Genomic DNA, 21,612 nt, shown 5'->3' on the forward strand with positions numbered 1-21,612 from the left:
AACAAAGATCAGGAGCTCCTTTTTATATTTCCGATTTCAATACCAATCAAAATCCAACCTCCCAAAATCAAAGAACCTGAAGGGAAGGGAGAAAAATATTTGAAAGAAGAATATATGCGGCGTGCGATCGAACTTGCCAAGAAAGGCTGTGGATATACCAATCCAAATCCTTTAGTCGGAGCAGTGATCGTAAAAGATCAAAGGGTTATTGGGGAAGGATATCATGAGAAGATCGGCGGATTACATGCAGAGAGAAATGCCTTAAAAAACTGTATAGAAGATCCTGAGGGAGCTGAGATTTATGTAACATTGGAGCCATGTTGCCATTATGGAAAAACACCACCATGTACGGAAGCATTGATCGAAGCGGGGATTAAGAAAGTATATGTCGGGAACTTAGACCCTAATCCGAAAGTGGCAGGAGGCGGGATCAAAATCCTGAATGATCATGGCATAGAAACAGAAACAGGAATCCTTGAAGAAGAGTGCAGACAGTTAAACGATATATTTTTTCACTATATTCAAAATGATATTCCATATACAGCGTTAAAATACGCAATGACATTGGATGGAAAGATCGCAACAGCAACCGGTGAATCCAAATGGATCACAGGAGAAGAAGCCAGAAGACATGCACATACATTACGACACCAGTATGCAGCAATCATGGCAGGGATCGGTACGGTTTTAGCAGATGATCCCATGTTAAATGCAAGAATTGAACATGGAAATGATCCAATCCGTGTGATATGTGATTCAAACTTAAGGATTTCGGAAGGATCAAATATCGTAAAAACAGCCAGAGAAATTCCAACGATCATTGCTACCATAAGTGAAGATCAAGAAAAAATTGCAAAATTAGAACAAAAAGGATGCAAGATCTTAAAAACGTCAGAACAAGACGGAAAGGTCAATGTCAAAGAAGTTTTAAAACAGTTAAGAAATATGGAAATTGACAGTGTTTTAGTTGAGGGTGGTGGAATCTTGAATGAATCCTTGATCAAAAACGACTGTGTTCACAAAGTTTATGCCTATATTGCTCCAAAATTATTTGGAGGAGAAAAGGCCAAAACACCTGTAGAAGGCAAAGGAATCGAAAGGATCCAAGAAGCTTTGGTATTTGATGAATTAAAGGCAACACCACTTGGAAATGACATATTACTGGAAGGGAAGGTGAGATCATGTTTACCGGAATCGTAGAAGAATTAGGAACAGTCATATCCCTGAAGCGAGGAAGCAAAGCAGCAGTCCTTACGATCAAAGCAAATGTTATTTTTGAAGATCTTAAATTGGGAGACAGCGTAGCAGTTAATGGTGTCTGCCTGACAGCGACTCACATTAGAGGCAATACATTTCAGGCAGACGTGATGAATGAGACATTCAACCGAAGCAGTCTTGGAAGTTTAAAAAAGGGATCTGTTGTCAACTTAGAGCGAGCGATGGCAGCCAATGGAAGGTTCGGAGGTCATATGGTAGCAGGCCATGTGGACGATACAGGGGAACTTGTTAGTATAAAACAAGATGATAATGCTGTATGGTTTACGATCAAAGCCCCAGAAAATATCATGAAATACTGTATTGAAAAAGGATCGATCGCACTCGATGGAATCAGCTTGACGATCGCTAAGTTAAGCGATGATACCATTTCCGTATCCATGATCCCACATACCATAAAAAATACCAATTTTGGATATAAAAAACCAGGAGATAAGATCAATCTGGAGAATGACATGGTTGGGAAATATATAGATAAACTGCTGCATTTTGATCAGCAGGAAACAAACGACAAACATACAAACAGCACCTTAACAATGGAAATGTTAAGAAATGCTGGATTTTAATAAAAAACGAGGAGGAAAAAGACAAGATGAGCGATGTAGTATGCGAAGTAATCGCACAGCTTCCAACAAAATATGGAACATTTGAGGCACATGGGTATGTAGACCAGAGAAGTGGGGAACATCATGTAGCACTGGTCAAAGGAGATATCGCAGACGGAGAACCAGTTTTATGCCGTGTGCATTCTGAGTGCCTGACTGGGGATACTTTTGGATCTCTACGCTGTGATTGTGGAGAACAGCGAAGTCGTGCAATGCGTCAGATCGAGAAAGAAGGACGAGGGGTTTTCTTATATATGCGTCAAGAAGGACGAGGAATCGGATTGATCAATAAACTGAAAGCTTATGTATTACAGGAACAGGGAATGGATACAGTCGAGGCCAACTTAGCTCTTGGATTTAAAGATGATGAACGAGATTACAGTGCAGGAGCCATGATCTTACAGGATCTAGGAATCAAAAAACTGCGACTGATGACAAACAATCCAACCAAAATTGACGGATTAAATGAATATGGACTCGAGATCGTAGAACGAGTACCGATCCAGATGCCAATCAATCCATTTGATAAATATTATATGCAGACAAAGCAAAAGAAAATGGGACACATGACAACATACGAAGTTTAAATTAACAGAAAAATTAAAAAAATTAAGGCCCCAGGGACCTTAAGATTAACGAAATTAACGAAGAAAAAAGGAGTAATTAAAATGAGAGTATTAGAAGGTAAATTAGTAGCAAGCGGATTAAAAGTAGGAATCGTAGCAGCCAGATTTAATGAATTTATCGTATCCAAATTAGTATCCGGAGCTTTAGACGGATTGAAAAGACATGATGTGAAAGAGGAAGATATCGATATCGCATGGGTACCAGGAGCTTTTGAGATTCCACTGATCGCAGACAAGATGGCAAAAAGCAAAAAATACGATGCAGTGATCTGTCTTGGAACAGTGATCCGTGGAGCAACAAGCCATTATGATTATGTATGTAACGAAGTATCCAAAGGAATCGCACAGGTATCATTAAATACAGGAATTCCAGTTTTATTCGGAGTTGTTACAACAGAAAATATCGAGCAGGCGATTGAACGTGCTGGAACAAAAGCAGGAAACAAAGGATATGACTGTGCATTATCTGCAATCGAAATGGTACAGCTGATCAAAGAAGTAGAAGCATAAAAAGAATCAGGAATTAAAGCAGGAAGTTAGTATGGAACAATATTATTTAGGATTTGACGCAGGAACACAAAGTGTAAAAACAGCAGTTTATGATATTGATATGAACCTGATCGTGCAGGATACCAATGCAACAATCTTAAATTATCCACATCCGGGATGGGTGGAAATGGACGCAGACCAGTATCTTCATGCAACGGTTACAGGGATCAGAAACTGCGTTACAAAGATGAAAGAAAAGAATCTGGATCCAGACAACATCCGCTCTATTTTTGGAGATGGGATCATCTGCGGGATTGTCGGTGTTGATAAGGACTGCCATGCGATCACACCTTACATCAATTATCTGGATTCCAGAACAAAAGAAGATGTTGAGGAACTAGCATCCCATCATTATGAGATCTGGGCAAAAGAGACTGGAAATCCTCAGCCAAACTGCATGTTTCCAGCGATGTTTGCACGTTGGATGATGAACAATTGTGAGGGCTTTAAAGAAAAAGGCAGAAAATTCATGCACAATGCCCCATATATCCTGGCCAATCTTGCAGGACTGTCTGCAGAAGATGCATTTATCGACTGGGGAACAATGTCTGGATGGGGACTAGGATACCGCGTAACAGAGAAAAAATGGTCCAAAGAACAATTAGAGATCCTTGGAATCCCAATGGAAATGATGCCAAAGATTCAAAAACCATGGGATATCATAGGAACGTTATCAGAGACATTTGCAAAAGAAACCGGGTTGAAACCAGGAATCCCAATCTGTGCGGGAGCTGGAGATACGATGCAGTCTATGATCGGATGCGGAGTGATCAAACCAGATCAGGCAGCCGATGTAGCAGGAACATGTGCAATGTTTTGTATCGCAACCGATGGGATCAATGAAGAATTAAGCAAACCAGAAAATGAACTGATCTTCAACAGCGGAACTTTAGAAAATACATACTTTTATTGGGGATTCATAAGAACTGGTGGATTAGCACTTCGTTGGTATCGAGATAATGTATGCAACGAAGCAGGAAATGGAGCATATTTTGATGAATTAAATGAGAAAGCACAAAATGTTCCATGCGGATCCAAAGGAGTTCTGTTCCTTCCATATTTAACAGGAGGATTTGGAGAAACATCCAATGCAAGTGCCTGTTTCCTGAATATGACGATGGACACAGATCAGGGAGTACAGTGGCGTGCAGTTTTAGAAGCAATCGGTTACGATTATATGAGTGTGACAGATATTTATAAAAAAGCAGGCGTGCCACTTGAATTTATGACGATCACAGAAGGTGGAAGCAATTCAGAAGTCTGGAATCAGATCAAAGCAGACATGTTAGGATGTAAGAGTGCCACATTAGAAAATGCACAAGGAGCAGTTCTTACAGATGCAGTGATCGCAGCATATGCGGTAGGAGATCTGGAAGATCCAAGTCAGGTATTTGAAAAAACAAGAAAGATCAAGAAAATTTATGAACCTGATCCAATAAGAACAAAATACTATCGCAGTATTTATGAACAACAAAGAAAACTGATCAAAGACGATATGGCAGCAGTTTTTCAGACTTTACACCAGATCAGTAAGATTCAAGAACAAAGCAATGATTAAAAAAATGAAAAGGCTTCTTTACAAGAGGTCTTTTTTTCTTGTACAATAAAAGATAAAGTATATAAAAATAAGTTATAAGCAACTAACTTTGTAGATGATTTTTGATCAATTAGATTTCAAGGAGGAAAAAGTCATGGATAACGAAAAGATTGAAAAATTACAACAGATGATCGATGAAAGTAATCATATCGTATTCTTTGGTGGCGCAGGTGTTTCAACAGAGAGTCATATTCCAGACTTTCGAAGCACGGATGGTTTGTATCACCAGACTTATAAATATCCACCCGAGGTTATGGTAAGCCATACATTTTATACACAGCATACGGAAGAATTTTATGATTTTTATAAGAATAAGATGATCTTCTTGGATGCAAAACCGAATAAGGCACATTTAAAACTGGCAGAGATGGAACAGGCGGGAAAACTGTCTGCGATCGTTACGCAAAATATCGACGGGCTTCATCAGGCAGCAGGAAGTAAAAATGTCTTTGAACTGCACGGCAGTGTTCACAGAAACTATTGCCAGAAATGCGGCAAGTTCTTCGATGTGAATTATGTCGTGAATGCCAAAGGAGTCCCATATTGTGATGAATGTGGGGGAATCATCAAACCAGATGTTGTATTATATGAAGAAGGTTTAGATTCTCAGACGATCAACGGAGCAGTCAGAGCCATTTCCAAGGCAGATATGCTGATCATTGGAGGAACATCACTGGTTGTCTACCCAGCCGCTGGAATGATCGATTATTTTAAAGGAAAATATCTTGCAGTACTGAATCGTGATGCGACAAGCAGAGATAAACAGGCAGATTTGTGCATTACAGACCCAATCGGAGAAGTACTGGGAAGAATCAGGGTATAAAGATGAAGAAAAAAGATATAATCTTGATTGCAGCAGTACTGGCAATTTCACTGATCAGTTTGGCAGCGATCAAGATGACACAAAAAGACGGAAAAGAAGTGTACAAAACATCCATCAAGAAAGATCAGATCTATCAGATTCCAGAGAAAAATGGCACGAACGTCATGCAGATCAAAGATGGAAAAGTTACAATGAAAAAAGCAGACTGTAAAGACCAGATCTGTGCAGACCATAAAGCAATCGAGAAATCAGGAGAAACGATCGTATGTCTGCCACATAAAGTAGTGATTGAGATTCAAGCAGAAGATGGTAAGGAACAGGAATTAGACGGGGTAACACAATAAACATCAGATGAGATAGAAAACAACAGGAGAAATAAAATATATGTCAACAAAAAGATTAGCGACAGATGCGATGTTTTTAACATTGGCACTTGTTGTATCCTATATAGAAGTATTGATCCCGGTACCAGTTGGAATTCCCGGAGTGAAATTAGGACTTGCCAATGGAGTGATTATGGTTTTGTTATTCTTTACAACATGGACAAGAACACTTGAGATCTCAGTGATCCGAGTTGTACTGGCAGGATTCTTGTTTGGAAATCCAATGACGATCGCTTACAGTCTGGCAGGAGGGATCTTAAGTCTGGTCATCATGGGACTTCTAAAGAAGATCGAAGGATTCTCACCCATTGGAATCAGCGTTGGAGGCGGAGTAGCGCATAATATCGGGCAGCTCAGTGTTGCTGTTTTCTTAATGGAGAATACAAAGATTTATTATTATGCACCAGTATTACTAATCACAGGAATGATCGCAGGGATCATCATCGGAGTGTTAAGTGGAGTGCTAGTTAAGAAGATCCCGCCACAACTATTTCGATAAAAGATTTGAAATTTCTACAAAATCGTGGTACTACTATATGTATACACTTTCTAACAGGCAATGATTTTGAAGAAAGGAGTCACAATTGAGAACAAAATTAAATGAGATCATAAAAAATGGGCATCTTGGTATGATCGCAGTATTTTTTATAGTTTATATGATCACATTTTCCTACATTGAAGATCGAGATGTGCATCATTACATCATACATACAACGATAGATGATCAGATACCATTCTGTGAATATTTCATCGTACCATATCTATTATGGTTCTTATTTGTAGCAGTTACAGTTTTTTATTTTATGTTTTTTAATAAGAATCAATGGAAAGAATATTATCAGCTGATCATAACACTTGGAACAGGCATGACCCTGTTTTTGATCATCTCATTAGTATTTCCGAATGGACAGGATCTAAGACCAGTTCTTACTGGAGACAGCATTTTTATCAAAGCAGTACAGATGATCTATCACACGGATACTCCGACGAATGTACTTCCAAGTATCCATGTATTTAACTCTCTGGCATGCTGTGGTGCGATTTTGAAGAATCAGAGAAAATATAAGAAAAGCACCGATACAGCATGTGTTGTCTTAACGATATTAATTATCATGTCGACGATGTTCTTAAAACAACACAGTGTGGTGGACGTAGTGCTCGCAGCCCTGATGTATACTGGATGTTACAGGATCATCTATGGGAATGAATTATGGTCACAGAATGCATTTCGCACGTCTATTTTCAGCGATCATTCGTGAACCACGCTTGACACGACCAAGAAAGATTTGCTATAAATACCAGAGAGAAACCGCAGAAATTGGAGTAGAGAAGAATGAGAAAAAAGATTTGGATGATCCTGGTATGCATCATATCCATGAGTTTTGGCATGGCAGGATGTACTGGCAATACAAGCAAGAAGAAATCGAATGGCAAGATAAGAATTACAACAAGTTTTTACACCATGTATGATTTTGCAAAGAAGATCGGTGGAGACAAAGTAGAAGTGATCAATTTAGTACCAGCAGGAACAGAACCTCATGACTGGGAACCATCAACGAAGGATCTGATCGAGATGGAGAAATCAGACATCTTTATTTATAATGGAGCCGGCATGGAACAATGGGTAGATGACGTTTTGGAAAGCCTTGATACGGAAGAACTTACAAGCGTTGAAGCATCCAAAGGGATCAAGTTACTAAAAGATCAGGATGCACATGAACACGATCACGAACACAACAGTGGGAATGATCCCCATGTCTGGTTAGATCCACAGAATGCAAAGTATGAGATGAACAAGATCAAGAAAGCATTGATCAAAGTGGATGCAGAGAATAAAGATTATTACGAAGCGAATTATAAGAGATACGCAAAAGAATGTGACAAATTAGATACATTATATAAGGAAGAAACATCCAAATTTACAAAGAAAGAACTTGTTGTGGCACATGAAGCATTTGGCTATCTATGTCACGCATATGGGTTAGAACAGATGGGAATTGAGGGATTATCCGCAGACGATGAACCAGATCCCAAACAGATGAGCGAAGTGATCCGCTTTGCAAAAGAACATCAGGTAAAAACAATCTTTTTTGAAGAACTGGTGAGTCCGAAAGTAGCGAAAACCATTGCAAAAGAGACCGGAGCCAATGCAAAGATGTTAAACCCCCTGGAAGGACTAAGTAACAAAAAAATCAAAGCAGGAGAAGATTATTTTTCCGTAATGAAACAAAATCTCGCTGCGATCAAAGAGGCATTAAGCGAATGAGTGAATCAAACACAAAACAGATGATACAATTAAATCATGTAAAATTCGGATACAGTGATACGGAAGTCTTAGAAGAGATCAATCTGACGATCCATGAAGGCGAATATGTCGTTCTGACTGGTGAAAATGGAAGCGGAAAAAGTACACTTATGCGTCTGATCTTAGGTGAAATGAAACCAGATGAAGGAGAAATCATCCTGATGAATAACGATCCAAGATTAAAGAAACGGATCGGTTACGTGTCACAGAATGGGATCAGTAAGAACCAGAGCTTCCCAGCAACGGTAGAAGAGATCATGATCACAGGACTTTATCAGGAACTTGGCTTGTTTCATCTGCCACATAAAAAACATAAGAATAAGATCAAAGAGACACTAAGGAATTTTGGAATGGAAGAATTCCTTAAGAGACGGATCGGTGAATTATCTGGTGGACAGCAGCAGCGAGTGATGATCGCAAGAGCAATGATCGGAGATCCGAAACTTCTGATCTTAGATGAACCAACAACGGGAGTAGATGCAAGATCAACAAAGATCTTGTACGATATGCTCTATGAGATCAATACAAAATACAATACGACCATTTTTATGATCACACACGGAAGACTGCAGGAATGTAAAGGATGTGATCGTATTTTAAGAATGGATGAAGGGAGGATCGTGGAAGAATGATCGAGATGTTACAATACGGATTTATGCAGCGTGCATTTATTACAGGAATCTTACTGGCCGTGATCGCACCATTGATCGGAATCACGATCGTCTTAAAGAGAATGTCCATGATCGGAGATGCACTCTCTCATGCATCCCTGGCAGGTGTTGCTCTGGGCTTGTTATTAGGAATCAATCCAATCTTAGGAGCAATGGGGATCTGTCTGTTTGCAGCCCTGGGAGTTGAAGCGATCCGAAGAAAGATCCCAAGATATTCTGAGATGGCGATATCGATCATCATGTCAACAGGGATCGGACTTGCTGGTATTCTATCCGGATTCGTAAAAAACGGAACGAACTTTAACAGTTTCTTATTTGGAAGTATCATATCCATCAGCAAAGACGAACTGAAGATCGTATGTGTGATCAGTGTGTTAGTATTGCTCTGTGTATTGCTTCTATATAAAGAACTATTCTATATCGGATTTGATGAAAATGCAGCAAGGATCAGCGGTGTACCTGTCAAGACGATCAATTTTATCTTTACTTTATTGACCGCATTGACAGTATCGATCGCATCAAGAACGGTTGGAACACTGATCGTCTCATCCATGCTTGTGATCCCGATCGCATGCGGAATGCAGGTAGGACGAAGCTACAAAGCAGTCATGATCATCGGTGTGATCACAGCATTGGTCACAACAGTGATCGGATTAACACTGTCTTATTATGTAGGTCTTAAGCCAGGAGGAACGATCGTATTGCTCGAGGTGGTATGTTTCCTGATCCTTGCACTGATAAGCAGGTATACGAAGTAAATTTTTTGACATTTATCAGAAAATTTTATATAATAAAAAGAAGGCATGCATAACAGAATAAAACTGCATGCCTTCTTTTTTGGAAAAAACAATGAAAGGAAAGGCAAGTCAATGATTGTTCAGCTAATAGAAAATATATATCAGTTTTTATGGGGAGAATGGATTCATGTTCCGTTACCAGGAGGTGGAAGCCTGGGACTTTCGCTGCTCATTATATTGCTGCTTCCAGCAGGTATCGTTTTTACGATCAAAACAAGATTTTTACCAATCCGTCTGTTCCCGGATATGGTCAAAGCACTAACAGCAAACAATAAGAATGGAAAAGATGAAAAAAGCAGTCTTTCTTCTTTACAGACCTTGATCGTATCAACAGCAACACGTGTCGGAATGGGGAATCTGACAGGAGTTGTCGCAGCAATATCCGCAGGTGGAGCAGGGGCCGTATTCTGGATGTGGATCACAGCATTGCTTGGATCATCGACAGCCTTTATCGAAGCAACTCTTGCACAGTTACATAAAGAAAAAGACCCCCTGTATGGTGGATATCGAGGAGGACCAGCCTATTATATTCACCACTTTATGGAAGAGAGACAAGGAAAGAAGAAAAAACACACACTGATCGCTGTCTTATTTGCAATTTCAGGATTGATCTGCTGGTGTGGGATCAGTCAGGTGGTAAGTAATTCCGTGGCAGAATCATTCCACAATGCCTTCCATATTCCAACACTTTATACAACGATCGTACTTGTTATTGTGGCAGCAGTGATCGTACTAAGGAAGAATGCAACGGTCAAAGTATTAGATATCGTGGTACCGATCATGGCAGTCATTTACTTCGGGATTACGATTTTTGTGATCCTCACGAATCTGCCAAGCATTCCGGGAGTTTTTGCAAGAATCTTCAAAGAAGCCTTTGGAATCCGTCAGGTCGCAGCCGGAGGATTTGGAGCAGTTCTTATGAACGGAGTGAAACGAGGATTATTCTCCAACGAAGCAGGATCAGGATCCGCACCATGTGCAGCCGCAGCAGCAGACTGTGAACGCCCAGCACAGATGGGACTGGTACAGGCATTAGGAGTCTTCATCGACACGATCGTGATCTGCAGCTGTACGGCAATGTTAATGTTATTAGCACCACAGAATCTGACCGATGGATTAACTGGTATGAACCTGTTACAGACAGCAATGAACTACCATTTAGGAGGATTCGGAGTTGTATTTATCGCAGTGATCCTCTGGATGTTCAGCTTCTCGACATTCCTTGGAATCTTATTCTATGCAAGATCCAACGTCGCCTACCTGTTCGGTGACAAATGGGGATGGCAGACAGCCTATAAAGTATTAGCACTTGTGATGTTATTTATCGGAGGAATCCAGACCTATACATTCGTATGGGATTTAGGAGATGTCGGAATTGGGTTAATGACGATCTTTAATATCTTTATCCTGTATGCAATGTCAGGACAGGCGATCAAAGAGTTAAAGAACTATGAAGAAACAAAGAAGAAATCGATCGAAGAAAGAGCATATGCATTGCAGGAAGATGAATAGGAAGTAAATAAGTGAAATAAAACCGAACAATTCACGTAAATATGATTTCAATTTACGTAAATTGTTCGGTTTTTTGTGTGCTAAATATTAAAAATAGCAAAGAAAAATGTCTGTTAGATCTATTATGAAACAAATAGGTATAACAGACATTTTAATTACATCATCAAATTATAAAAACAGCTTCTTACGTGTCCTAAAATAAGCCACCAGAACCATCGTTCCAGTCAATACCCAAGAAATCGGATAGATCGCCATCAAAAGTTTATAATCATGGAACCAGTTACAGACCGTTGCAAGCCAGATCAAACGTAATACACAAGATCCAAACACTGTCAGGATCGCAGGAGTCATGGAACGTCCAAATCCACGCAGACATCCACCACTGATCTCATAAGAACTTGTCAGACATTCGAATGTCAGAACGATCAAAAAACGAAGCTGGGCATAATGATAGACAGATGGATCACTTGTAAATAATCCAATAAAGAACGTACGGAATACAACAAAGATCGTACTAAGGATTCCGCAAGAGATCACACTGCACAACATTCCAAGACGAAAAATCTTCTTACAACGCCCCTCATCCTTCGCACCATAATTCTGTCCGGTAAATGTAACCACCGTCTGAGCAAAGGCATTGACAAGATAATAAGCAAAATACTCATAATTTAATTCCACCGCAGAACCCGCGATCCCGCCAGCTCCAAAACTGTTGATCCCAGATTGGATACAGACATTGGCAAGAGAGAAAACCATTCCCTGAAGTCCCGCAGGAACCCCGATCTTCAGGATCTTAGAAACGGCATTCCGATCGATCGTCAAAGACTTAAAAGACAACCGGATAGGAAGCTCTTCATGTGTCAGAAAATAAAGGATCTGAACAGCACTTGTTGCATTCGCACCAACCGTCGCAAGTCCGGCACCCGCAACACCCATATGAAATACAACGACAAATAGAAGATTCAAGATCACATTCACAACACCAGACACGATCAAAGCATACATCGGACGACGTGTATCTCCGATACTGCGAAGAATGGAAGCACCGAAGTCATATAACATAAAAAATGGCATTCCAAGAAAATAAATCCGCAGATATAACGTTGCAAGATGAATGATATCCTTCGGTGCACCCATCAGCAAAAGGATCGGATGAGCCACAAACTGTCCAAGAATCAGCAAAAACACACCACTAAGCAGTGCAAGAGACACAGCGGTATGTACCACACGAGGAATCCGCTTCGTATCATTCTGTCCGATATAATTGGCGATCACAACATTAGAACCAAGAGAAATTCCAGAAAACAATGTAACCATCAAAGCGATTACAGAACTATTACTACCAACTGCCGCCAAAGCCTCACTGCTCGCAAACCGTCCGACAACGGCAGTACCAACCGAATTAAAAAGCTGCTGTAAGATACTACAGGCAGCAAGCGGCATAGCAAACATTAACATCTTATCGAATAAACTTCCATGAAGCATATCCATCTTCACGGACTGTTTCGAAGAATTCTTCATATACAATACCCTCTTTCAAAAAACTATACAGATTTTAATACTTTTTGGGAAGATTATCAAGATGATTCCAGGAAAAACAACGAAGAAAGATGTATCAAATTCGAAACATTTCTTGTATAAAAAAAGCAGAATGATATACTAGGATGAGATATCAAGAAAACATACAAAAGAAAGAAGGAAAACACCATGCAAATCAGTATTCTGCTGCTAAAACAGATCGTACAACTATTCCTGATGATCCTCATGGGTTAAATTACAAGTAAAATATTAACAAAACGCTAGAAAGTTGATTAAAATATAAATAATATGATAATATGAAGAAAGAAGTATGAATAAAATTAGAAATTGTAAGGTAATTTAATTGTGGAAAGTAAGGTATTATCATGAATATGAAATATATAGACGATCAAAAAGATTTAGAAGATTATAATACAGTTGATATAAATATTGAAGCAGAGGAAAAAGAACAAGATGAAAATACTGATAATTATCCTAATTTAAGTATAAAAATAGAACAAGCACAGTATTCTATTTTTGAATTGAAAAGAAAGTATGATAAGGATAGGATTTGTATAGATCCAGATTTTCAGCGAAATTTAGTATGGACCAATAAACAAAAATCAGAATTGATTGAATCAGTGATTATGCAAATACCATTGCCATTAATTTATTTGGCAGAGAATGAAGACGGAAAACTTGTGGTGGTAGATGGAAGACAGCGGTTAACAACATTTTTTCAGTTTTTGGATAATGAATTTCGTTTAAAAGATTTAAAAATATTACCACAAATTAATGGAATGAATTTTAATGAGCTAGAAGAAAGTCATTTATATTCAAGATATGTTACAATAATTGAGGATACACAGTTAGTAGTACAGATTATTAAATATCCTACAAAAGATAGAGTAAGGTTTGATATATTTGATAGAGTAAATCGTGGTGGAACACCATTGAATAAACAGGAAATGCGTAATGCGTTGTATCAAGGAAATGCAACGAAATTGTTGGATGAATTATCAAAGATGAAGAGTTTTAAAGATGCTACAGGAGGAGCAATTTCCCCAAAACATATGAAAGATAAATATGTTATTTTGAGAGCATTGTGTTTCTATTTGTTATGGCGTGGAAATATTTTGGATAAAAATAAGAAAAGAATGGAATATCGAAGTGATATGGAAGAATTACTTGGGGCAGGGATGAACTTGTTTAATAAAATGGATCTTAATTCTATATTTTTATTGAAGCAATTATTTGACAGGACAATGACAAGAGCGTATCAATGTTTAGGAAAAGATGGATTTCGTATTCCGTCAAATGGAAAAATAAGAAGACCGATTAGTATGACTTTGTTCGAAACATTATTTTATTATTTTACATGTTTTGATAAGACATCAGTAAGTAATTTAGAAATGAAAAAAGGAGTGGTAGAGTTATTACAAGATGAAGAGTATTTAAGGAGTTTGCAACATTCAGTTGATAGTTCAGTTAATGTGAAAAAAAGATTTGGAAAAGTGAAGGAGAAATATAAGGAGATTATAAATAGATGGTAAAGGAACTGAGAATAGCAGGATTTAAGTGTTTTAAAGATATAAAATTGGAACTAAATAATCTGACATTATTTACAGGAGTGAATTCTGCGGGAAAATCATCGGCGATTCAGGCAATATTATTATTACTGCAACAAAGACAAAGTGAAAATGGATTATTAAATGGAAAATATATTAAATTAGGTAGATTTCAAGAAGTCAGAAATACAATCATAAATGCCAGAAAAAATAGATATAGGAATGACAGTAAAAAATGCAGATGATGAATTTGAGTGTAGTATAGCAATTAATTCAGAAGAGAAGATCACAAAAAACAATTTTGAAAAAATAAAAGGACTTGATTTTGTATATCTTTGTGCTGAGAGAATTGGTGTTGAGGATGTGTATAAACAAAATTTAGAAAAAGAATATAGAATTGGAATTCACGGAGAATATGCTTTTGATTACTTGAGTAAAGAACGTATGAATTCTATTGCAGAGCAGGATTTCCGAAATATGGAAGAAGAAACAGGGAGCAATTTTGGAAATCAAGTAGACTATTGGTTGAATTATATTATGGGATATTCAATTACAGCAGAAAGAATTCCAGGGACTGAAATAGTAAAAGTATCTTACAGAAAAAATGCAGATGGAAGTATGGATGTTAAGCCACAGCATGTGGGAACTGGAATTAGTTATATTTCGAATGTGATTATAGCAGCATTATCTTGTAAAAAAGGTAGTTTATTTGTAGTTGAGAATCCAGAAATTCATTTACATCCAAGTGCTCAATCGCGTTTACTTGATTTTTTTAGTTTTCTTGCTTCAAAAGGTTTGCAAGTTATTATAGAAACACATAGTGACCATATTTTTAATGGATTAAGAAAGAATATAAATTCTAAACGAATTCAGGCAGAAGATACAAGTGTATATTTCTTTAAACAAAATAAAGAGTTATTAAGTACACCTGTAAAAATTCTAATTGATGAAAATGGAGTGATAAAAAATCAAGAAAAAGGATTGTTTGACCAATTTGATGAAGATTTAGATGAATTACTGGGGTTGTGATAAGATGGAAAAAGTATACTTAAATGAATTATCTTTAGAGGGTCAATTCCGAGATATTGATCAGTTTTTAGATGATTCAATGCCTGTGATAAAATGTTTAAAATATATGAATGAACAGGGAATAGGAGTAAGTAAACAATCAAATTTTTATGATCAAAGAATAACAAAAGATAAAAAATTTAATGATCTAAGAGGGGTGAAAAATGATAAGGCGAGAAGATTAAAAAGATTGTTATTAAGTATGGCAGATAATCCCCCATTTTGGGATCAAGAAGAGTTTTTTAAACAAGATATTTCATCAAAATATTTTTTAGGGACAATAGATGTTACAGCAACATCTATTGCAGAAGCATCAGAAGATGAAAAAGTAATATTGTCATTTTTACATAAGGATTATGAAAATAAAGAATTAGAAATAATTAAAAATAAAGAAGAATGTTTAAGTGTAATATCAGTGTATTCGTATGATTATTTGGAAGAGTATTTATGGAAGAACAAAGAAACGGATATATACGATTACTTGAAAGCCAGATACATTGATAGAAGATTGGATTTTTCAAAGTTTGAAAAAGAATATGGATTTTTAGACTTTTCACAATCTGAAATAGAAGATTGTATTGAAGCGTTTGATAGATTTGAAGAAGCAGAAGGATGGGACGAAATTGTTAGAGATAGAACTTTAAATTTCAAACGATATTCGCCAGCTTCTAATAAAGATGATTGGTTTCGAAAATCTGAATTTAAAGATAAGAAAATTTATAAATTTCGCTGTAAAAATACTAAAAGATGTTTTGGATATAGAGAAGGCGAAAAATTTTATGTTTTACGAATGGAGAGGGATCATAAGATTAGTGATAATGGATAAGGGAGGGGCTTGAATTGCCGCTCTCTTCTTTAAATAAAAGGTAATAATAAACAAAAGAAAGAAGGAACACAACCCATGCAAATGAGCATATTACTACTAAAACAGATTGCCCAGCTATTCTTAATGATCCTAATGGGCTACATCATCGTCAAAACAAAGTTACTAAAAGGAGAAGACAGCAAAGTCCTCTCAAAGATCATCCTATACCTGATCATCCCAGCAGTCATCATCAACGCATTTCAGGTAGACTACAGCCCAAACGTAACCAAAGGACTGATCACAGCCTGCATAGCATCCATTATCCTGCAGTTTTTACTACTCTTCGTAACCTACATCATGAAAAAAATGTTCCACCTAGACTCTGTAGAATTCACATCCGCCTACTACTCAAACTCCGGAAACCTGATCGTACCATTAGTTACCTATATATTAGGAGGAAAATGGGTCGTATACGGCTGTGTATTCATGAGTATCCAGCTATTCTTCATCTGGAGCCAGGGCAAAAACATGATCAGCAGGGAAAAAGGGATCAACCTAAAGAAGATCCTGTTAAACATCAATATGATCTCCGTATTTCTAGGAGTCATCCTATTCTTCACAAAAATAAGATTCCCAGAGATCATCAACAATACGCTCTCATCTGTAGGAGGCATGATCGGCCCACTAAGCATGATCGTCACAGGAATGCTGATCGCAGAAGTAAACCTAAAAGATATCTTTACAAACAAGAGAGTCTATCTGGTAACAGTACTAAGACTAATCATTCAACCATTGATTGCATTAGCAGTCATTAATCTCTTAGGAATGAGAGGATGGCATCCACAAGGAGATAAGATAATTCTCATCACATACCTCGCAGCGATCACACCATGCGCATCGACTGTTACACAGATGTGTCAGGTGTATGGGAATGATTCGAAATATGCAAGTGCGATTAATGTTATGACGACACTATTGTCGATCATTACAATGCCGGTGTTTGTTTATTTGTATCAGATGTAAAAAATAATATGAATAAATGTGAAAAAAACACATAGAATACATGTAAAATATGCGAATAAACATTGTCAAATATTGACGTAAGTGAGGAAATCACGTAAACTATGAATATAGGAGGTGCTAAAATGTTAATTAGATTTAATGTAAAGAATTTTCTTTCGTTTTTTGAAAATGAATCAGGGCAATCAGAAGAATTTTCTATGATAGCTGGAAAAGTTAGAAGTAAGAGAGAGCACATATACGATAATGATAAAATTAAATTGTTAAAATTTGCAGCTGTTTATGGAGCGAATGCATCTGGAAAATCCAATTTAGTAAAAGCATTGAATTTTATGAAAAAAACAATTGTAGATGGACTTCCTAAAGGGCACACTGATATGTATTGTAAAACTGACAGAGCAAATAAGGAAAAGAAAAGCTATTTTGAATTAGAAATTATGCTAGATGATAAATATTATGCATATGGATTTGAAGTGATTTTAAGTCAAAGCAAGTTTGTTTCAGAATGGCTTGTTGAACTTAAAAGTGATGGCAGTGAAAAAAATATTTTTACTAGAGATATTGAAAATGGTGAAACCGAGTTTAGCAGTGAATTAAAACGAGATAAAAAGTCATATGAAAAATTAAAAAATTATGCCGAAGATATTCAAGAGGATTCAGAAGTATTATTATTATCAATAATGAATAAAAATAAGAAAACTCTATATGAAAAATATAATAATCTTAAAGTATTTCGAAATGTATATATGTGGATAGAACGAAAATTAGATATTAATTATCCAGATCGACCAATTTCGGACTATTCATATATGGCAAAAACGGAAAAAATAGATGAAGTTTGTAAAATTATTAAAGCATTTGGAACAGGTATCACAGGATTTCAGATGGTAGATGTAGATCCAGAAGAAATATTTAGAATGATTCCAAATAGAATTAAAGAAGAAATATTAAAGGATGTAGAGAATAAAAAAGTAACAGTAAATCGTATGAAATTAAAAGAAATTGGAATTGTGATGAGATCCAATAAAGACTTTTTTATTTTAAATATTGCTAGTAACGGAAAAGTTGAAGGAAAGACAATTAAATTCTTGCATGGGGAAGAGAATATTTTGTTTAATTTATCAGAAGAATCAGATGGTACGGTTAGAATATTAGATTTAATAGAAGTATTACTTTCGGGAGCAAATAAAACATATGTGATTGATGAACTGGATAGATGTTTACATCCAAGTTTAACTTGTAAATTTGTAGAAACATATTTACAATTGGCAGCAGAAAGGAATATTCAGTTAATTGTGACAACACATGAATCAAGATTGTTAGATTTTGATATTCTTCGAAGAGACGAAGTGTGGTTTGTTAATAAAAGAATTACAGGAGAAAGTGATATTTATTCTTTGGAAGAATATAATACAAGATTTGACCAGAAGATAGATAAGGCCTATTTAGATGGACGGTATGGGGGAGTTCCAAAATTCAGTACTGTATTTCCTGTGAAAGTGGATGAGTAATGGATGAGAGAAAGAAAAGGTTCTGGTTTTGGTAGACGTTCAGTTGCATCAGAATCAAAGCAAGCTATAAAAAAGTATTTTTTACTATATGAAGGCTCAGATACTGAAGTATTATATTTTGATGCAATAGAAGATATGCGAAAAGAAATAGAGCTTAATTCATTAATAGAACTAGTGCCTATTATTAGATGTTTTAGTGAAGAAGGATGGAGTAATCCTCGAAAAATATTGGATAGAGTTATTCAAGATTTAAAGGAAAGAGATACAGGAACTATATCTTTCAAAACCCTGTTTGATAAAATTATTGACTATTTTCATGAAAAACAGATTATAATTAATAGTAAAGTGTTGAAAAGGGCTATCTGGAAAACAATGAAACAAATATGTGAAGAAGAATTTGAAAAAACATTAGAAGATATTATTGATGATCCTGAATTTGTTTGTAATAAAGTTTTGACAGAATTAGGACAAAAATATAAGATTGACAACATTATTCAATATATTCCAGAAATCATCAAGTTTGAAGACTTAACATATGAAGAAAATTATGATGAAATTTGCTTAATTGTAGACAGAGATAAAGAAAGTTTTATAGAATCACAGTATGAATATGTAAAACAAAAATGTGAAGAACAAGGATTTCGTTTCTGTGTAACCAATCCATGTTTTGAATTTTGGCTACTGATGCATTCAGAAAAAGTTTTCGACTTAGATCAAGAAAAACTATCAGAAAATCCAAAGGTAACATCTAAAAAAAGATATGCAGAATATGAATTACATAAAATTTATCCTAGCTATAAGAAAAGCAATTACAAAGCGGAAGAATTTGTAGGGAATATTGATACAGCAATCAAAAATGAAAAAGAATTCTGCGAAGATATAGAAGGATTAAAACATTCTATTGGGAGTAATATAGGGCTTTTGATAGAGGATATGAGGAAATAGTAGTATTTTAGATAAATGTATAACTTGAGCGTTTCTTGTATTTTATAACCAACAGTTTCCTTTCCAATACCTTTCGCTATATATCACATATCTTAAAAATAGTTATTGCCGCAAAACGATTAGCATTTTATCAGTATTTTTGACGGGTTCGCAGCTGGCATGGGCATTGTCTGAACGATGGTGCGGCCATTTTTGGTCGCACCAAGAGAGTTATGCAGGAATGCCAGCGAATCAGCGACCTGTCAAAAATGCTGAATAAAATGTGTGTTTTGCGGCAATAACTATTTTTTGAATATGTGATATATATGAAAGACTATGGCAAACAAACTTTACTGTCTATAATACTCCAAAAATTCCCCGAGTTTCCCCATAGCATCTTCCAAAACTTCAATACGAGGCAGATAAACCACTCTGAAATGATCCGGATCCTTCCAGTTAAATCCACTACCATGCACGATCAAAAGCTTCTTCTCACGTAAAAGATCCAAAGCAAACTGCTCATCATTCGTGATATTAAACTTCTTCGTATCAATCTTAGGAAAGATATAAAACGCAGCCTTCGGTTTCACAGCAGAAATACCAGGAATATCACAAAGTGCCTTATAAACATATTCCCTCTGCTCATAAATACGTCCACCAGGAACAATATAATCATTAACACTCTGATGACCACCAAGCGCCGTCTGGACAACCGCCTGCGCAGGCACATTTGAACAAAGTCTCATATTAGAAAGCATATTAAGTCCCTCGATATAATCCTTTGCAACCGCCTTATTACCACTTAAGATCATCCAGCCAATACGGAAACCAGCGATCATATGAGATTTAGACAATCCGGAAAATGTCACACAAAATAGATCAGGAGCAAGAGAAGCAATGGATACATGCTCCTCTCCATCCATCACAAGACGATCATAAATCTCATCAGAGAAGATAATAAGCTGATGTTCTCTCGCAATATCAACGATCTGCTGTAAGACCTCTCTAGGATACAAAGCCCCAGTTGGGTTATTCGGATTGATCAAAACGATCGCTTTCGTTCTATGATTGATCTTCTTCTTAATATCTTCCATATCAGGATACCATTCAGACTGTTCATCACAGATATAATGAACTGCTTTCCCACCAGCAAGCGTTGCACAAGCCGTCCATAAAGGATAATCCGGAGAAGGGATCAAGATCTCATCCCCATCATCTAATAAAGCAGACATTGACAGATTGATCAGCTCACTGACACCATTTCCAGTATAAATGTCGTCGATATCAACATTTGGGATCTTCTTAAGCTGCGCATACTGCATGATCGCCTTTCTTGCAGCAAATAATCCCTGAGAAGCAGAATATCCCTGGCAGTCAGCTAACTGATGTCTCATATCATAGATGACTTCATCCGGGGTTCTGAAACCAAATGGGGCAGGATTCCCGATATTTAATTTCAGGATATGAGTTCCATTACGTTCCATGCGGTTCGCTTCATCTACGACAGGACCACGTACATCGTAAAGTACATTATCTAATTTGGTAGATTTGCTAAATGTTCTCTTTGGAGAAGTTTCTAGATTCACAGTATTCCCTCCATTTCCAGAAAGCCAGTCAGCATCAACATTAAGAGTTTCAGATAAGAAATGAAGAATCTCCGCGCGAGGAACCGTCTTGCCACTGACATACTGGCTGATATGGCTCTTCCCGACCTTGACTCCGGCAGTCTCTGCTGCATGAATAAGATCAACCTGTTTCATATGTTTTTGTTCCATTGCAGACTTCAAACGATCTGCAAAGGTAAATGTCTGATTCATAACACCCTCCGATAAAAGTTCAAAATAAAATTCAAAGTTCAAATAATTTTGTTTAATATAGCACAAAAGCAAGAAAAGTTCAATGAAAAGTTCAAAATAAAAGCCAAAAGTTCAAAGAAACAATATACGAAATAAGAAAAAAATTAAAGTTCGACAAAAAGAACAAAGATTCGTATTGAAATTTAGAAAATATATGCTATACTTTGAAAAGTATGGATAATTAACACAAAGTGTAAAA

At 36.7% G+C, this 21,612-nt stretch carries 21 protein-coding genes and 1 pseudogene; 20 read left to right on the plus strand and 2 right to left on the minus strand.

Annotated features, from left to right (window positions below):
- Positions 1-114 precede the first annotated feature (114 nt).
- From ribD to QUE18_RS03325, 13 genes and pseudogenes are all read left to right on the plus strand, one after another.
- Positions 115-1,200 (plus strand): bifunctional diaminohydroxyphosphoribosylaminopyrimidine deaminase/5-amino-6-(5-phosphoribosylamino)uracil reductase RibD, encoded by a 1,086-nt coding sequence (gene ribD, locus QUE18_RS03265; protein WP_009202902.1) that lies wholly within the window; start codon positions 115-117, stop codon positions 1,198-1,200.
- Positions 1,182-1,841 (plus strand): riboflavin synthase, encoded by a 660-nt coding sequence (gene ribE, locus QUE18_RS03270; RefSeq protein WP_009202903.1) that lies wholly within the window; start codon positions 1,182-1,184, stop codon positions 1,839-1,841. Before ribD ends, ribE begins: the two co-directional genes overlap by 19 nt.
- A 20-nt stretch (positions 1,842-1,861) precedes the next feature.
- Positions 1,862-2,467, plus strand: a pseudogene (gene ribA / locus QUE18_RS03275) (GTP cyclohydrolase II); the annotation flags it as partial.
- 81 nt (positions 2,468-2,548) lie between these two features.
- Positions 2,549-3,016, plus strand: coding sequence for a 6,7-dimethyl-8-ribityllumazine synthase (ribH, locus tag QUE18_RS03280; RefSeq protein WP_008394334.1), 468 nt, complete (start codon positions 2,549-2,551; stop codon positions 3,014-3,016).
- A gap of 31 nt (positions 3,017-3,047) precedes the next feature.
- The gene (locus QUE18_RS03285) at positions 3,048-4,613 is read left to right on the plus strand and encodes an FGGY-family carbohydrate kinase (RefSeq protein WP_009202904.1); all 1,566 of its coding nucleotides are present in this window, start codon (positions 3,048-3,050) and stop codon (positions 4,611-4,613) included.
- A 133-nt stretch (positions 4,614-4,746) separates the two neighbouring features.
- Positions 4,747-5,475, plus strand: a complete 729-nt coding sequence (locus QUE18_RS03290) for an NAD-dependent protein deacylase (RefSeq protein ID WP_040343827.1) — start codon at positions 4,747-4,749, stop codon at positions 5,473-5,475.
- A 2-nt stretch (positions 5,476-5,477) separates the two neighbouring features.
- A complete protein-coding gene (locus QUE18_RS03295) occupies positions 5,478-5,819 on the plus strand; it encodes a NusG domain II-containing protein (protein ID WP_009202906.1) in 342 nt (113 codons plus the stop codon).
- 40 nt (positions 5,820-5,859) lie between these two features.
- Positions 5,860-6,357 (plus strand): Gx transporter family protein, encoded by a 498-nt coding sequence (locus QUE18_RS03300; RefSeq protein ID WP_009202907.1) that lies wholly within the window; start codon positions 5,860-5,862, stop codon positions 6,355-6,357.
- An 85-nt stretch (positions 6,358-6,442) separates the two neighbouring features.
- Positions 6,443-7,117, plus strand: a complete 675-nt coding sequence (locus tag QUE18_RS03305; RefSeq protein WP_009202908.1) for a phosphatase PAP2 family protein — start codon at positions 6,443-6,445, stop codon at positions 7,115-7,117.
- A gap of 116 nt (positions 7,118-7,233) precedes the next feature.
- Complete coding sequence (locus QUE18_RS03310) at positions 7,234-8,124, plus strand: metal ABC transporter substrate-binding protein (protein WP_416795039.1); 891 nt, start codon at positions 7,234-7,236, stop codon at positions 8,122-8,124.
- Positions 8,121-8,795 carry a metal ABC transporter ATP-binding protein gene (locus tag QUE18_RS03315; protein WP_009202911.1) on the plus strand — a complete coding sequence of 225 codons (675 nt, stop codon included), beginning with the start codon at positions 8,121-8,123 and terminating at the stop codon, positions 8,793-8,795. Before QUE18_RS03310 ends, QUE18_RS03315 begins: the two co-directional genes overlap by 4 nt.
- Positions 8,792-9,592 (plus strand): metal ABC transporter permease, encoded by an 801-nt coding sequence (locus QUE18_RS03320; protein WP_009202912.1) that lies wholly within the window; start codon positions 8,792-8,794, stop codon positions 9,590-9,592. The genes QUE18_RS03315 and QUE18_RS03320 overlap by 4 nt, the downstream gene beginning before the upstream one ends.
- A gap of 111 nt (positions 9,593-9,703) precedes the next feature.
- A complete protein-coding gene (locus QUE18_RS03325; RefSeq protein WP_040343831.1) occupies positions 9,704-11,143 on the plus strand; it encodes an alanine/glycine:cation symporter family protein in 1,440 nt (479 codons plus the stop codon).
- A gap of 168 nt (positions 11,144-11,311) precedes the next feature.
- Here QUE18_RS03325 and QUE18_RS03330 read toward each other — a convergent pair whose 3' ends face one another.
- The gene (locus QUE18_RS03330) at positions 11,312-12,664 is read right to left on the minus strand and encodes an MATE family efflux transporter (protein ID WP_009202914.1); all 1,353 of its coding nucleotides are present in this window, start codon (positions 12,662-12,664) and stop codon (positions 11,312-11,314) included.
- Between the two features lie 383 nt (positions 12,665-13,047).
- Between QUE18_RS03330 and QUE18_RS03335 the strand changes: the two genes are divergently transcribed.
- The 7 genes from QUE18_RS03335 to QUE18_RS03365 all read left to right on the plus strand — a co-directional run bounded on the left by QUE18_RS03335 (position 13,048) and on the right by QUE18_RS03365 (position 19,578).
- Positions 13,048-14,214, plus strand: coding sequence for a DUF262 domain-containing protein (locus QUE18_RS03335; protein WP_009202916.1), 1,167 nt, complete (start codon positions 13,048-13,050; stop codon positions 14,212-14,214).
- Positions 14,208-14,474 (plus strand): AAA family ATPase, encoded by a 267-nt coding sequence (locus tag QUE18_RS03340; protein ID WP_286259049.1) that lies wholly within the window; start codon positions 14,208-14,210, stop codon positions 14,472-14,474. The genes QUE18_RS03335 and QUE18_RS03340 overlap by 7 nt, the downstream gene beginning before the upstream one ends.
- Complete coding sequence (locus QUE18_RS03345; RefSeq protein ID WP_286259051.1) at positions 14,428-15,258, plus strand: AAA family ATPase; 831 nt, start codon at positions 14,428-14,430, stop codon at positions 15,256-15,258. The genes QUE18_RS03340 and QUE18_RS03345 overlap by 47 nt, the downstream gene beginning before the upstream one ends.
- Positions 15,239-16,123 (plus strand): hypothetical protein, encoded by an 885-nt coding sequence (locus tag QUE18_RS03350; protein WP_009202918.1) that lies wholly within the window; start codon positions 15,239-15,241, stop codon positions 16,121-16,123. The genes QUE18_RS03345 and QUE18_RS03350 overlap by 20 nt, the downstream gene beginning before the upstream one ends.
- Before the next feature lie 75 nt (positions 16,124-16,198).
- The gene (locus QUE18_RS03355) at positions 16,199-17,125 is read left to right on the plus strand and encodes an AEC family transporter (protein ID WP_009202919.1); all 927 of its coding nucleotides are present in this window, start codon (positions 16,199-16,201) and stop codon (positions 17,123-17,125) included.
- Between the two features lie 122 nt (positions 17,126-17,247).
- Complete coding sequence (locus QUE18_RS03360) at positions 17,248-18,633, plus strand: AAA family ATPase (protein WP_040343832.1); 1,386 nt, start codon at positions 17,248-17,250, stop codon at positions 18,631-18,633.
- Positions 18,634-18,636: 3 nt separating this feature from the next.
- A complete protein-coding gene (locus QUE18_RS03365) occupies positions 18,637-19,578 on the plus strand; it encodes an RloB family protein (protein WP_009202921.1) in 942 nt (313 codons plus the stop codon).
- 329 nt (positions 19,579-19,907) lie between these two features.
- Here the strand turns inward: QUE18_RS03365 and QUE18_RS03370 are convergent, their stop codons facing one another.
- Positions 19,908-21,374 (minus strand): aminotransferase class I/II-fold pyridoxal phosphate-dependent enzyme, encoded by a 1,467-nt coding sequence (locus QUE18_RS03370; RefSeq protein WP_009202922.1) that lies wholly within the window; start codon positions 21,372-21,374, stop codon positions 19,908-19,910.
- Between the last annotated feature and the right edge of the window lie 238 nt (positions 21,375-21,612).

This window comes from Anaerostipes hadrus ATCC 29173 = JCM 17467, assembly GCF_030296915.1.
GTDB classification, from domain to species: Bacteria; Bacillota; Clostridia; order Lachnospirales; family Lachnospiraceae; genus Anaerostipes; species Anaerostipes hadrus.